The sequence below is a fragment of the Mesorhizobium sp. NZP2298 genome (assembly GCF_013170825.1).
Lineage (GTDB): Bacteria > Pseudomonadota > Alphaproteobacteria > Rhizobiales > Rhizobiaceae > Mesorhizobium.
Map to the genome: position 1 here is coordinate 1 of NZ_CP033365.1, position 13,497 is coordinate 13,497.

Genomic DNA, 13,497 nt, shown 5'->3' on the forward strand with positions numbered 1-13,497 from the left:
ATGCAGAGCGGCATCGAAAGGGAGCTTACGGGCGACCTCCCATTTCCTGGAACTTTGATCGGAGCAAACGAGATGGCGGTCTCCAGCGACGCGGAACAGAAGTTCGACCGGGTCAAGACTCAGTTGAAGGCGCGTCTGGGGGCTGAAGTCTATTCGAGCTGGTTCGGCCGCATGAAGGTCGCGGAGGCATCCAAGGGCATTGTCCGCATCTCGGTGCCCACCGCGTTCCTGCGCTCGTGGATCAACGGCCACTATCTCGACCTCATCTCCGAGCTGTGGAAGCAGGAGGATGCCGATCTCCTCAAGATCGAGATCGTGGTGCGCACGGCCACCCGCCAGGGACGCAACCATGCGGAACCGGATTTGGCCCCGGCACGCAAGATGACACGGCAGACGCAAACCGCATTGGCCGCGGGCACCGTGAGCCCCGGCAGGGTGGAACGCCCCCCGGTGCCGCGTCCGGGCGCCGCGACCGAGAGCGAGTTCCGCCACAATGTGCTGGGATCCCCGCTCGACCCGCGCTACACGTTCGGTTCCTTCATCGAAGGCCCGTCGAACCGGGTGGCTTTCGCCGCCGCCAAGGCCGTGGCGGAATCGCAGTCGAGCGCAGTGCGCTTCAATCCGCTTTTCCTTCACGCGACTGTCGGGCTCGGCAAGACCCATCTGCTGCAGGCCATCGCGGCGGAATCGCTGAAACAGAACCCCAAGTCGCGCGTCGTCTATCTCACCGCGGAATATTTCATGTGGCGCTTCGCCACGGCGATCCGCGACAACAATGCACTGACGCTCAAGGAACAGCTGCGCGACATCGACCTGTTGATCATCGACGACATGCAGTTCCTGCAGGGCAAGTCGATCCAGCATGAATTCTGCCATTTGATCAACATGCTGCTCGACAGCGCCAAGCAAGTCGTTGTCGCCGCCGACCGGCCGCCGTCGGAGCTGGAATCGCTTGAGCCGCGGGTCCGCTCGCGCCTCAATGGCGGTGTCGCGCTCGAAATGTCGGCGCCTGATTTCGCCATGCGCCTCGGCATGCTCAAGCTGCGCCTGGCCACGGCCCGGGTTGACGACGCGTCGCTCGACATTTCAGACGAAATCCTCAATCACGTCGCCCGCACCGTGACCGGCAGCGGACGCGAACTGGAGGGGGCGTTCAATCAGCTGCTGTTCCGCCAGTCGTTCGAGCCGCAGATCACCATCGACCGCATCGACGAGATCCTCGGCCATATCTATCGCACCGGCGAGCCGAAGCGGGTTCGCATCGAGGACATCCAGCGCATCGTGGCGCGCCACTACAATGTCTCGAAGACGGAGTTGCTGTCCAACCGGCGCACGCGCACCATCGTCAAGCCGCGACAGGTCGCAATGTACCTGTCGAAGGTGATGACGCCGCGCTCGCTGCCCGAAATCGGACGGCGCTTTGGCGGCCGTGACCACACAACGGTGCTGCACGCCGTGCGCAAGATCGAGGACCTGTCCGGCAACGACAACACGCTGGCGCAGGAACTTGAGCTGCTGCGACGCTTGATCAACGATCAAGCCTGATCGGACCAAGACAGGCAAGCCAGAACCGCACCGGAATTCAATGGCTTGGCCGCTCCGTGGCCTCGCTGAAATGGGCTCGCGGCACTGGCTGGCGACGATCCGGATTCCCGATTCAGCACCCTGCCCGGCGGTCTTCGCGGCCTTTATCCCCAGAAAGCCCGCGCAGCCGGCCGGAACCGGCGGCGCGGGCTTGCGTTTGCTGGCTTTTTCCTGTCAGTTTACGCAGATTCTGAGCCTGTTCAGACCTTTCGCGGGGCGCCGCCAGCCGGAGACCCGCTCATCCTTTCAAGCGAGCCTGTTTCGTCATGCGTGTTATCCTGGAACGGTCAAATCTCCTGAAGTCGCTCAACCACGTCCATCGCGTGGTCGAACGGCGCAACACGATACCGATCCTGTCCAATGTGCTGCTCAGCGCCGAGGGCGCCAGCCTCGAAATGAAGGCGACCGACCTCGATCTGGAGGTGACGGAAGCGACGCCCGCCAAGGTCGAGCGCGGCGGTGCGACGACGGTTCCGGCGCACCTGCTCTACGACATCGTGCGCAAACTCTCGGACGGCGCCGAGGTGATGCTGAAGACGGACGAGGACGGCAACGCCATGACGGTGACGTCGGGCCGATCGAGCTTCCGCCTGCAGTGCCTGCCGCAATCCGATTTCCCCGAGCTCTCGGCCGGATCCTTCTCGCATATCTTCCGGCTCGACTCGGTTGCCCTGAAGGGGCTGATCGAAAAGACGCAGTTCGCCATTTCCACCGAGGAGACGCGCTACTATCTCAATGGCATCTACCTGCACACGCATGAGGTCGGCGGCAAGCTGAAGCTGCGCTCGGTGGCGACCGACGGCCACCGTTTGGCGCGCGCCGAAATCGACGCGCCGGCGGGCTCCGAGGGCATGCCCGGCATCATCATTCCGCGCAAGACGGTGAGCGAACTGCAGAAGCTGGTCGACGACCCGGATGTCGCCGTGACGACCGAACTGTCCGACACCAAGATCCGCTTCACCATTGGCAGCGTGGTCCTGACCTCGAAGCTGATCGACGGCACCTTCCCCGATTATCAGCGGGTCATTCCGACCGGCAATGACAAGAAGCTGATCCTCGACCGCCAGAGTTTTGCCGCCGCGGTCGACCGCGTCTCGACCATCTCCTCCGAACGCGGCCGCGCGGTGAAGCTTTCGATCAGCGAAGGCCAGGTGACGCTTGCGGTCAACAATCCGGATTCAGGCAGTGCCACCGAAGAACTGGCCGCCGACTATTCGTCCGACCCGATCGAGATCGGCTTCAACGCCAAATATCTGCTCGATGTCGCCGCGCAGTTGACCGGCACGGAAGCCAAATTCATGCTGGCCGATGCCGGTTCGCCGACGCTGATCCACGACATGGCCGACGAGACCGCGCTTTACGTGCTGATGCCGATGCGGGTATAGCCGGCGCTGCATCATCGATCCGGTTCCGCGGCGGGACCGGCAGCGATAACAATGGCGACTTCTACAGGCGGATAGCGGTTGCCGGCACAAACTCATATAAGTAAGCTTACACTTACTAATTTTCGCAACTATGCGGCGCTGACGATCGATCTCGCCCCGGGGCCCGTGGTCTTTTCCGGCGACAATGGCGCCGGCAAGACCAACCTCCTCGAAGCAATTTCCTTCCTGACGCCGGGACGCGGCCTGCGACGTGCGCCCTACGCCGACGTCGCACGCGAGGGCTGCGATGGCGGCTTCGCGCTGCACGCCCGCCTCGACGGACCTGACGGCCAAGTCGAGATCGGCACGGGCATTTCCGGCGGTGAGGGCGAAGGCGGCAGGCGGGTTCGCATCAACGGCGCGACCGCGAGATCGGCCGAAGACATGCTGGAATGGCTGCGAGTGGTGTGGCTGACGCCGGCCATGGATGCGCTGTTCACCGGACCGGCCGCGGATCGCCGACGCTTTCTTGACCGGCTGGTGCTGGCAATCGATCCCGGCCATGGGCAGCGGGCGCTCGACTACGAAAAAGCGATGCGCGGCCGTAACCGGTTGCTGATGGATGGGTCTCGGGACGATCGCTGGTTCGAGGCGATCGAGACACAGATGGCCGAAACCGGCGTCGCCATTGCTGCGGCGCGCGCCGAACTGGTGCGCCTGCTCGCCGCCATGATCGACAGGCTGCCCGACACGGGACCGTTCCCGCAGGCCGACATCAGCCTTTCCGGCGATCTGGAAACCGAGGTTTCCGCCGCGCCGGCAGTCGATGTCGAGGAGCGGTTCCGACGGGCGCTCGCCGATGGCCGCGATCGTGACCGTGCCGCCGGACGTACGCTCGAAGGGCCGCACCGTTCCGATCTCCTGGTGAGACACAGGCCCAAGGCAATGCCGTCCGAACTCTGTTCCACCGGCGAGCAGAAGGCACTGCTGGTCGGCATCGTCCTGTCCCATGCCCGGCTGACCGGCGAGATGTCGGGCCTGACACCGATCCTGCTGCTCGACGAGATCGCCGCTCATCTGGACAGCGGGCGGCGGGCGGCGCTGTTTTCGATCCTCGAGGAGTTGAACTGCCAGGCCTTCATGACGGGAACCGATGCCGCGCTGTTTTCCAGCTTGCAAGGCCGCGCGCAGTTCCTGACCGTCGACCACGGCACGGTTGGGCCAACCGAAGGCTCCTGACAAGGTTTTTCAGCCGCTATATGGTCCCGACATGACCACTGCGCTTACCGCCGACGAAATCGAACGCTACGCCCGCCACATCGTGCTGCCAGAGGTCGGCGGCGCGGGCCAGCAGAAGCTCAAGCAAGCACGGGTCCTGGTGATCGGCGCCGGCGGGCTGGGCGCGCCGGTGCTCGAATATCTTGCGGCCGCCGGTGTTGGCACGCTCGGCATTATCGACGACGACACCGTGTCGCTGTCCAATCTGCAACGCCAGGTCATCCACGGCACCGATACGGTCGGCATGCTGAAAACCGAGAGCGCAAAGGCGGCAATCGCCCGCATCAATCCCAACACCGCCGTCGAGACCCACACAGTCCGGCTGAGCGCGGAGAACGCCCCTGCCCTTGTCGCCCGCTATGACATCGTCGTCGACGGTTCCGACAATTTCGAGACCCGTTATACGGTGGCCGATGCCTGCGCGAGCGCGCGCAAACCGCTGGTGCATGCCGCTGTCGGTCGCTTCGACGGCTCGGTGACGGTGCTGAAGCCATTCGAGAACGGCAAGGATGGCAAGCCGAACCCGGGCTATCGCGATCTCTTCCCGGAAGCTCCGCCGCCGGGCCTTGTGCCGTCATGCGCCGAGGCCGGGGTGCTTGGCGCGCTGACCGGCGTCGTCGGAACGCTGCAGGCGATGGAGGCGATCAAGCTGATAACCGGTATCGGCGAGCCGCTTGTCGGCAGGCTGTTGCTCTACGACGCGCTCGCAGCACGCTTCGAAACGATCCGCTACGCCAGGCGCTGACCTTGACGCAAACGATGCCCCTTTCCATCGACCGCATTTCGATCGCCTTCAATCGTTGGGACGAGGTGCTTTCCCTGATCATGCGTGCCTTCGCCTTCATGGACGGCGTTATCGACCCGCCGTCCTCTGCTCACCTGCTCACCGTAGACACACTGCGCGACAAGGCCGGGCGGGAGACCGGTTTGGTGGCCCTCGACGGCGCCAGGATCGTCGGCTGCGTCTTTGCTCTTGAAAGGGCAGATGATTTCTACGTCGGCAAGCTCGCCGTCGACCCGGACCGCCAGGGGCAAGGCATTGGCCGGCGGCTGATGCGGGCGGTCGAACAGTTCGCGCTCGACCACGGCAAGGCGGCGCTGGAGTTACAGACACGGATCGAGCTCACCTCCAACCATGCCGCCTTTGCCCGCCTCGGCTTTCACGAGACCGAACGGACGGCGCATGACGGCTACGCCAGGCCGACCTCGATCACCATGCGCAAGGCTCTTTCGTAAGCTTCAGCTTTCGCTTGAAGACGGCGAGCCGGTCAGGTCCTGAGCGGCAGCACGCGGTCCGGCGGGCGGTGGCCATCGACGAATGCCCGGATATTGATGATGACCTTCTCGCCCATGTCGATGCGGCCTTCGAGCGTCGCCGAGCCCATATGCGGCAGAAGCACGACCTTGTTCCTGGCGGCGAGCTTGAGCAGCTTGGCGTTGAGCGCCGGCTCGTGCTCGTAGACGTCGAGGCCGGCCCCGGCGATCTTGCCGTCCTGGATCAGCTTGACCAGCGCTTCCTCGTCGATGATGTCGCCGCGCGCGGTGTTCACGACATAGGCCGTGGGCTGCAGCAGAGCCAAGCGCCGTGCCGACAGAAGATGGAAAGTCGCCGGCGTCGACGGACAATTGACCGAGATGATGTCCATGCGGGCCAGCATCTGGTCGAGGCTTTCCCAATAGGTCGCCTCAAGCCCGTCCTCGACAGCCGGCAGGACGCGATGGCGGTTGTGGTAGTGGATGGAGAGGCCGAAGGCCTTGGCGCGCCGAGCGACGGCCGTGCCGATGCGCCCCATGCCGACAATACCGAGCCGCTTGCCCCAGATGCGCCGGCCAAGCATCCAGGTCGGCGACCAGCCCGCCCATTTCTTGTCGCCGGTGAGCACATTGGCGCCTTCCGCGAGCCGGCGCGGCACCGCCAGCAGCAGCGCCATGGTCATGTCGGCGGTATCTTCGGTGAGTACATTGGGCGTATTGGTGACGGTGATGCCCTTCTTGGCCGCCGCAGCCACGTCGATCTTGTCGACGCCGTTGCCGAAATTGGCGATGAGCTTGAGGTTGTCGCCAGCCTGGGCGATCAGCGCCGCGTCGATCTGGTCGGTCACCGTCGGCACCAGCACGTCGGCCTCCTTGACGGCGGCAACCAGTTCCGGCTGCGTCATCGGCCTGTCCTCGACATTCAGCCTCGCGTCGAACAGCTCGCGCATGCGGGTCTCGACCGGGTCGGGGAGCTTTCGCGTGATGACCACGAGAGGCTTCTTTTTGCCTGGCATTGTTTCCCTCGTTGAGACCTCTTTAACCAAGACCGGCGAAACTGAAAGCCGGTCGCGGTAGCCGATTTACCCATGTAACAAGCGGTGCCGCCGAAGACAAAGAAAAAGGGGCGCAGAGGTCACCGGGCCAGCGCCGAAAGGAACGAAAGTGTCTGGTTTCGCGTCGCTTCGCCTGACCCTCAGCGCAGCATTTCTCGGCGCTCTCCTCTATTCCCCGCTCGCCGCGGCGCAGAGCGCGGCCGCACCAGCCCAGAGCGCCGTCACGCTCGGGCCGAGCGGCCTGCCATTGCCGCGATTCGTCAGCCTGAAATCCGGACGCGTCAACTCGCGCGTCGGCCCCGGCGCCAATTATTCGGTCGACTGGATGTATATGAAGGCAGGGCTGCCGATGGAGATCATCCAGGAGTTCGATACGTGGCGCCGCGTGCGCGATGCCGACGGTTCGGAAGGCTGGATCAACCAGTCGCTGCTGTCAGGCCGGCGCACCGCGATCATCGCGCCCTGGCAGCGCGGCAAGGGCGCCCAGATCAATCTTCTGCGCAGCCCCGACAAGGATGCCAGCGTGGTGGCGATCATCGAGCCGGGCGTCATGGGCACGATCAAGTCCTGCGACGGCCAATGGTGCGAAATGACGCTCGACGGCCATACTGGCTGGCTCGCCCAGGCGGCGGTCTGGGGCGCCTATCCCGGCGAGCGGGTCAAGGACTGAGGTCGTTCCGTTCGTGCCCGATACGGCCGAGATGGGATCCTGAAGGCCGGTTGACGGTTTCAGGCCATAGCCCAATGCGCGGTCGATGGCGATGTGGGCGATCCAGACGGCCGCACGACAGCCGATTCGAGCCGGATTGTCAGGTCGAGGGGTTTCGTCCCTTGCCGATTATTCCGACCTGGTCGATTGTTCTGGTCTTGCCGCTCATTCCTGGCGCTTGGGGCGCAATCTCACCACGATATCGACATTGGCGATTTCCATGCCCTCGGGCGGGTCCGGCAGGTTGGTGACCGTCACAGGGCCGCTGGCAATGTCGAAAATCCGGTTCTCGCCTTCGATGTAGAAATGGTGGTGGTCCGAGGTGTTGGTGTCGAAATAGGTCTTGGCGCCCTCGACGGCCAGGATTCGCAGCAGTCCCGCCTGGGTGAACTGGTGGAGCGCGTTGTACACCGTGGCCAGCGACACCGGCACGCCGGCGGCCAGCGCTTCCTCGTGCAACTCCTCGGCCGACAAATGGCGGTCGCCCTTGGCAAAAAGCAGGTCGGCCAGCGCAATACGCTGGCGCGTCGGCCTCAGGCCGGCTTCACGCACCCGCTTGTCCACAGCGACATTTTCCTTCCGGCAGCCCCGGTCCATCTGGTCTTCCAAGCTTGCAGTCCCGCTTCAAGACACGCCCAGAATGGCAAAAAAATGAACGTCTGCCGAAACCGGACCCCTGTTGACATATATTCTGTCGTCCGAATGCGATCAATAGCGCGCATTGACCCGGGCAGACTGGCGGGTTAAGCGCAAACGCCGGTTTCCGGCCTGAAACAGATTGTGTTAGGACACCGACGACAAGGGCGCGCTACCGCCCGGACGATATGGGGACGAGATTGATGGCGGATAAATCCAGCTACGACTACGAAGAATTGCTGGCCTGCGCCCGCGGCGAACTGTTCGGTGAGGGCAATGCCCAGTTGCCCTACCCGCCCATGCTGATGTTCGACCGCATCACCGAAATCAGCGAGACGGGCGGCGCCTTCGACAAGGGCTTCATCCGCGCCGAGTTCGACATCAAGCCGGACCTGTGGTTCTTTGCCTGCCATTTCATCGGCAATCCGATCATGCCAGGATGTCTCGGCCTCGACGCCTTGTGGCAGTTGACCGGCTTCTATCTCGGCTGGCTCGGCGAACCCGGCAAGGGAATGGCGCTGTCGACCGGTGAGGTCAAGTTCAAGGGCATGGTCACCCCATCGGTCAAAAAGGTCGAGTATGGCGTGGATTTCAAGCGCGTGATGCGTGGCCGACTGGTACTCGGCATCGCCGATGGCTGGATGAAGGCGGATGGCGAGCCCATATATGCGGCTACCGACCTGAAGGTCGGTCTGTCCAAGCAGTCGGCGGTCGCTTGACCGCAATCCTGGCCGACCACTGGCCAGCATCCCTGGAAGGAGTTGCGAATGAGACGTGTCGTAGTCACAGGCCTCGGCATCGTGTCGTCGATCGGCAACAATGCCAACGAGGTGCAGACCTCGCTGCATGACGCCAGATCCGGCATCAGCTTTTCCGATTCCTTCGCCGAACATGGCTTCCGCTGCCAGGTCTGGGGCGCACCTACACTCGACCCGTCCGCCATGATCGATCGTCGCGCGATGCGCTTCCTGAGCCAAGGTGCGGCCTGGAACCACGTCGCCATGGATCAGGCGATCGCGGATGCCGCCTTGAGCGAAAGCGACGTCACCAACGAGCGCACCGGCATCGTCATGGGCTCGGGCGGCCCCTCCACCCGTACCATTGTCGAGGCGGCCGAAACCACGCTCAAGAATGGTAGCCCCAAGCGCATCGGCCCGTTCGCGGTGCCAAAGGCGATGTCGTCGACCGCGTCGGCGACGCTGGCCACATGGTTCAAGATCCACGGCGTCAACTATTCGATCTCATCGGCCTGCTCGACCTCGGCGCATTGCATCGGCAATGGCTACGAACTGATCCAGTGGGGCAAGCAGGATATCGTCTTTGCCGGCGGCCACGAGGATCTCGACTGGACCATGTCGGACCTGTTCGACGCCATGGGCGCCATGTCGTCGAAGTTCAACGACAAGGCATCGGCCGCATCCCGCGCGTATGACGTCAATCGCGACGGTTTCGTCATCGCGGGCGGCGCCGGCGTGCTGGTTCTGGAAGAACTGGAACATGCCAAGGCGCGCGGCGCCAAGATCTATGCCGAGATCGTCGGCTACGGCGCGACCTCGGACGGCTACGACATGGTCGCGCCTTCCGGCGAAGGCGCGGTCCGCTGCATGCGCCAGGCGCTGGCGACGGTTTCCACGCCAATCGATTACATCAACACCCACGGCACCTCGACGCCGGTGGGTGATTCCAAGGAAATGGGCGCCATCCGCGAGGTGTTCGGCGAGAAGATGCCGTTCATCACCTCGACGAAATCGCTGACCGGCCATTCGCTGGGCGCGGCTGGCGTGCAGGAATCCATCTATTCGATCCTGATGATGCAAGGCGGCTTTATCGGCGAGAGCGCCCATATCGAAACGCTCGACCCTGAATTCGAGGGCATGCCGATTGTGCGAAAGCGCATCGACAACGCCAAGATCGACACCGTCCTGTCAAATTCCTTCGGTTTCGGCGGCACCAACGCGACGCTCGTTTTCCAGCGCTATTCCGCATAAGGCTAGCGCTTTTCTAAAAGGATTGCCTGACATGGACGGATTGATGAAGGGCAAGCGCGGGCTTGTCATGGGTGTCGCCAACGATCATTCGATCGCCTGGGGCATCGCTCAGAAATTGTCCGAACATGGGGCGGAGCTCGCCTTCACCTACCAGGGCGAGGCCTTCGGCCGCCGGGTCAAGCCGCTCGCCGACAGGCTGGGCGCGTCGCTGGTCGTTCCCTGCGATGTCGAGGACAGCGCTTCGGTCACCGCCACGTTCGAGACGCTTGGCAATGCCTGGGGCGGGCTGGATTTCGTCGTCCATGCCATCGGCTTTTCCGACAAGAATGAGCTGAAGGGCCTTTACGCCGACACCAGCCGCGACAACTTCGTCCGCACCATGGTGATCTCCTGCTATTCCTTCACCGAAGTCGCCCGCAATGCCGCGCCATTGATGACGCAGGGCGGCTCGATGATCACGCTGACCTATGCCGGTTCGGTCCGCGTCATGCCGAACTACAATGTCATGGGCGTCGCCAAGGCCGGCCTCGAGGCCAGCGTGCGTTATCTCGCCAATGACTATGGTCCGCGCGGCATCCGGGTGAACGGCATCTCGGCGGGGCCGGTGCGCACGCTCGCCGGCGCCGGCATTTCGGACGCCCGCCACATGTTCTCCTACCAGCAGCGCAACTCGCCGCTGCGCCGTACCGTGACCATCGACGAGGTCGGCGGCTCGGCGCTTTATTTGCTGTCCGACCTGGCTTCCGGGGTCACCGGTGAAATCCACTATGTCGATTCCGGCTATCACATCGTATCGATGCCGACGCTCGATGAGTTGAAGCAGACGGATGGCTAACGAGTACTGGAACGGGTCAAGGCGACACGTTTCGGGCAACATGGATGGAGCCGTTTCGCAGGAATGGTCCTTTTCCAGTAAAGAAATAATCCTCTCCAGTAAAATTGGATGCATTCGCGGAAACTCATTTTAAGAGGATTTCCGCTATAGAGGCCCGCAATCTGGGGACCTTTGAATGCCTGCCGTCAGCAACCCGAAGCGAACACCGGTGTTCCGACTGCTCACGATAGCGAGTTCGGGGATTGGCAGTTTCGTCCTCGGCATCTGGGGTCTGAAGCACGGTCTCGGCGCTGAGTTTGCCGGCATATCGGTGGACATGATGGTCGCGATCATGGCTGCGCTTTGCGCGCTCGCGGCATCGGTGGCGGCAATGTCCTTCTTCGCCGGCGTCGATGAATCGGCGGATTTCGTTTTCAACGAAACCCATTTCGACAAGCTGACGGGACTTCTGGCGCGACCGGCGATGGTCGGCAAGATCGCCGAGGCGGCATGCGTGACAAGCCGGACCGGGGAACCGGTGTTCCTGATCGACATCGACATCGACCGGTTCAAGCAGGTCAACGATGCGATTGGCTATAGCCAGGGCGACGAGTTGATCCGCGCCTTCACCAAGCGGCTGCAAGACAGCGTGCCCGCACGCGCCCTGATCGGGCGCATCGGGGCCGGGGAGTTCGCAATATTGCTACCGGATCACCAGATCCAAGGGACGATGGAGGGCATGATCGAGCGGCTCATCGACGAGATGATGGAGCCCTATGAACTCAGCAGCCATCAGCAATCGGTGAGCCTGTCCGTGGGCATCGTGGCCATGCCCAAGGATGGCGTCGATCCGGTCCTTATCCTGCGCCGGTCCAACCTGGCGCTGCAGCATGCGCGCGCCAGCGGCGTCGGCAACTGGTCGGTATTCGACAGCGAGATGGGACGAGTCGCCGATTATCGCCAATGGGTGGAATCCGAGCTGCACACGGCTTTCGAACGTGGCGATTTCGACCTCCACTATCAGCCACAGCTCGACCTGCCGAGCGGCCGCATCGTCGGCTATGAAGCGTTGATCCGCTGGAACCATCCTGAACGAGGCATGATCCCGCCCATGGAGTTCATCCAGATCGCCGAGGAAACCGGAATGATCAACCCGATCGGCGAATGGGTCCTGCGCAAAGCCTGCAACGACGCCCGACATTTGCCAGACGACTGTTTCGTCGCGGTCAACATTTCGCCGGTCCAGTTCATGACCAAGGATTTCGTCGGCATCGTGCGCGACACGATGCGGGCCACCGGCATCAAACCGTCGCGGCTGGAGCTGGAGGTCACCGAGACGGCGATGATGCAGGATCGCGATCGCGCTGCCGCCATCCTGAAAGAGCTTGCCGAAATGGGCATCTCCGTTGCCGTCGATGATTTCGGCACCGGCTATTCGAACCTCAGCTATCTGATCGATTTCTCGTTCGGCAAGCTGAAGATCGACCGCTCCTTCGTCAGCCGCATCGATACCGATTCCAGCTCCGGCGCCGTCGTCTCGACCATTGTCGGGCTTTCGCGTGCGCTTGGCGTCAGCATCATTGCCGAAGGCGTCGAGACCGAGAGCCAGGCAACGCTGCTGCGGGCGGCCGGCTGCGAGGTGGTGCAAGGTTACCTGTTCGGCCGGCCGGCGCCACTCAAGATCAGCCTTGGTGGCGGGCAAGCCACGGAAGAGGTCCGACGCGTCGCCAATCTGCACTGAACGCGATACGCATCGTTTCAGCGACGCGCGACAAACACCTTGAACATGCCGTCGCGGGCAAGCTCGGCGTGGCTGGCAAAGGCGGCCGACAGCACCGGCTCGTATGGAAGCTGGCGGTTGGCGACCATGACCAGCCTGCCGCCGGGCTTGAGCGCCTTGGCTGCCGCGCGGATCATGCCGGCACCGATCTCCGGCTCCGCCGCACGGCTGCGATGAAAGGGCGGGTTCATGGCGATGACGTCATAGCGGCGCTCGACAGGCTCGGCGAGCAGATCCGTCCAAAAGAAGCCTTGCGCCACGGTGCTGCCGAGGTTTCCCTTGGCAGCCTCCAGGGCATCGAAATCCGCCTCGTAAAGGTCGAGCGCCGACAAGCCCGGCGAACGGGCAGCCATTTCAGCCGCCACATAGCCCCAGCCGGCGCAGAAATCGGCCGCATTGCCACGCAGATCGCCGGGCAAATTGTCGACCAGCAGTTTCGAACCCGCATCGACGCGATCGAAGGAAAACATGCCGGGTGCGGTGCGGAACCGGTCCTCGACCAGCAAGGTGGGGTTGGCGGCCCGAAACGCCGCGGCAGCTCGCATATCCGCCGGACGGCGCAGCCAGAAGGCAATGCCGTGATATTTCGGCATATGCCCGTCGAGGGACACGAACTCGTCGACGCGCTTGCGCAGGCTGGCAACCCCCTCGTCCTTGCCGCCGGCGATGATGACCAGTCCGCCCGGCACCACGCGCTCGAGAGCCTCGGCGATACGCAGTTCGTTCTGGCCGCGATGGCGGCCAGCGAGCACCAGGGCGGCATCAAAACCGTCACCCACCGGTTGCGGCGTGACCGTGAAACCCGCCGCCTGCAACGCGCGGAAATGCGGCCGGAAGCCCTGTACGAGATGCAGCGAGGCCTCGAAGCCAGGTGGTGAGCGCAGGCCGGGCTCGGCGCCGAGGAAGAGGATGCGCTCGCCCTTTCCCGGCAAGGCAATAGCCTCGGCCTCGAACGGATGGAAAAGCGTCTTCAGCGCTTCAGCGGGCATAGCCGTGTTCCCCATGGTCTTACGCAATTCCTGTGGGAAAGCACTA

General features: G+C 63.3%; 13 protein-coding genes and 1 pseudogene. 10 read left to right on the plus strand and 4 right to left on the minus strand.

Annotated features, from left to right (window positions below):
* The first annotated feature begins 72 nt into the window (after window positions 1-72).
* From dnaA to EB231_RS00025, 5 genes are all read left to right on the plus strand, one after another.
* Window positions 73-1,545, plus strand: coding sequence for a chromosomal replication initiator protein DnaA (gene dnaA, locus EB231_RS00005; protein WP_445299295.1), 1,473 nt, complete (start codon window positions 73-75; stop codon window positions 1,543-1,545).
* A 305-nt stretch (window positions 1,546-1,850) separates the two neighbouring features.
* Window positions 1,851-2,969, plus strand: coding sequence for a DNA polymerase III subunit beta (gene dnaN, locus EB231_RS00010; protein ID WP_010913340.1), 1,119 nt, complete (start codon window positions 1,851-1,853; stop codon window positions 2,967-2,969).
* Between the two features lie 78 nt (window positions 2,970-3,047).
* Window positions 3,048-4,187 (plus strand): DNA replication/repair protein RecF, encoded by a 1,140-nt coding sequence (gene recF, locus EB231_RS00015; RefSeq protein WP_172347050.1) that lies wholly within the window; start codon window positions 3,048-3,050, stop codon window positions 4,185-4,187.
* A gap of 31 nt (window positions 4,188-4,218) precedes the next feature.
* A complete protein-coding gene (locus EB231_RS00020; RefSeq protein WP_172347051.1) occupies window positions 4,219-4,971 on the plus strand; it encodes a molybdopterin-synthase adenylyltransferase MoeB in 753 nt (250 codons plus the stop codon).
* A gap of 14 nt (window positions 4,972-4,985) precedes the next feature.
* The gene (locus tag EB231_RS00025; RefSeq protein ID WP_172347052.1) at window positions 4,986-5,462 is read left to right on the plus strand and encodes a GNAT family N-acetyltransferase; all 477 of its coding nucleotides are present in this window, start codon (window positions 4,986-4,988) and stop codon (window positions 5,460-5,462) included.
* A 32-nt stretch (window positions 5,463-5,494) separates the two neighbouring features.
* On the opposite strand, the gene EB231_RS00030 is transcribed toward EB231_RS00025, so the two are convergent.
* The gene (locus EB231_RS00030) at window positions 5,495-6,496 is read right to left on the minus strand and encodes a 2-hydroxyacid dehydrogenase (RefSeq protein WP_172347053.1); all 1,002 of its coding nucleotides are present in this window, start codon (window positions 6,494-6,496) and stop codon (window positions 5,495-5,497) included.
* 148 nt (window positions 6,497-6,644) lie between these two features.
* On the opposite strand from EB231_RS00030, the gene EB231_RS00035 reads away from it, so the two are divergent.
* The gene (locus EB231_RS00035; RefSeq protein ID WP_172347054.1) at window positions 6,645-7,205 is read left to right on the plus strand and encodes an SH3 domain-containing protein; all 561 of its coding nucleotides are present in this window, start codon (window positions 6,645-6,647) and stop codon (window positions 7,203-7,205) included.
* A 75-nt stretch (window positions 7,206-7,280) separates the two neighbouring features.
* Here EB231_RS00035 and EB231_RS35590 read toward each other — a convergent pair.
* Window positions 7,281-7,331, minus strand: a pseudogene (locus EB231_RS35590) (hypothetical protein); the annotation flags it as partial.
* A 78-nt stretch (window positions 7,332-7,409) separates the two neighbouring features.
* The gene (irrA, locus tag EB231_RS00045; protein WP_172347055.1) at window positions 7,410-7,841 is read right to left on the minus strand and encodes an iron response transcriptional regulator IrrA; all 432 of its coding nucleotides are present in this window, start codon (window positions 7,839-7,841) and stop codon (window positions 7,410-7,412) included.
* Window positions 7,842-8,083: 242 nt separating this feature from the next.
* Here irrA and fabA point away from each other — a divergent pair, with 242 nt between their 5' ends.
* The 4 genes from fabA to EB231_RS00065 all read left to right on the plus strand — a co-directional run bounded on the left by fabA (window position 8,084) and on the right by EB231_RS00065 (window position 12,423).
* Window positions 8,084-8,599, plus strand: a complete 516-nt coding sequence (fabA, locus tag EB231_RS00050) for a 3-hydroxyacyl-[acyl-carrier-protein] dehydratase FabA (protein WP_172347056.1) — start codon at window positions 8,084-8,086, stop codon at window positions 8,597-8,599.
* A 48-nt stretch (window positions 8,600-8,647) separates the two neighbouring features.
* Entirely contained in the window at window positions 8,648-9,868 is a 1,221-nt protein-coding gene (fabB, locus tag EB231_RS00055) for a beta-ketoacyl-ACP synthase I (RefSeq protein WP_172347057.1), read from the plus strand.
* Between the two features lie 31 nt (window positions 9,869-9,899).
* Window positions 9,900-10,703, plus strand: a complete 804-nt coding sequence (gene fabI, locus EB231_RS00060) for an enoyl-ACP reductase FabI (RefSeq protein WP_056569944.1) — start codon at window positions 9,900-9,902, stop codon at window positions 10,701-10,703.
* 175 nt (window positions 10,704-10,878) lie between these two features.
* Complete coding sequence (locus EB231_RS00065; protein ID WP_172347058.1) at window positions 10,879-12,423, plus strand: putative bifunctional diguanylate cyclase/phosphodiesterase; 1,545 nt, start codon at window positions 10,879-10,881, stop codon at window positions 12,421-12,423.
* Between the two features lie 17 nt (window positions 12,424-12,440).
* On the opposite strand, the gene EB231_RS00070 is transcribed toward EB231_RS00065, so the two are convergent.
* Window positions 12,441-13,451, minus strand: coding sequence for a class I SAM-dependent methyltransferase (locus EB231_RS00070; RefSeq protein ID WP_172347059.1), 1,011 nt, complete (start codon window positions 13,449-13,451; stop codon window positions 12,441-12,443).
* Window positions 13,452-13,497 lie beyond the last annotated feature (46 nt).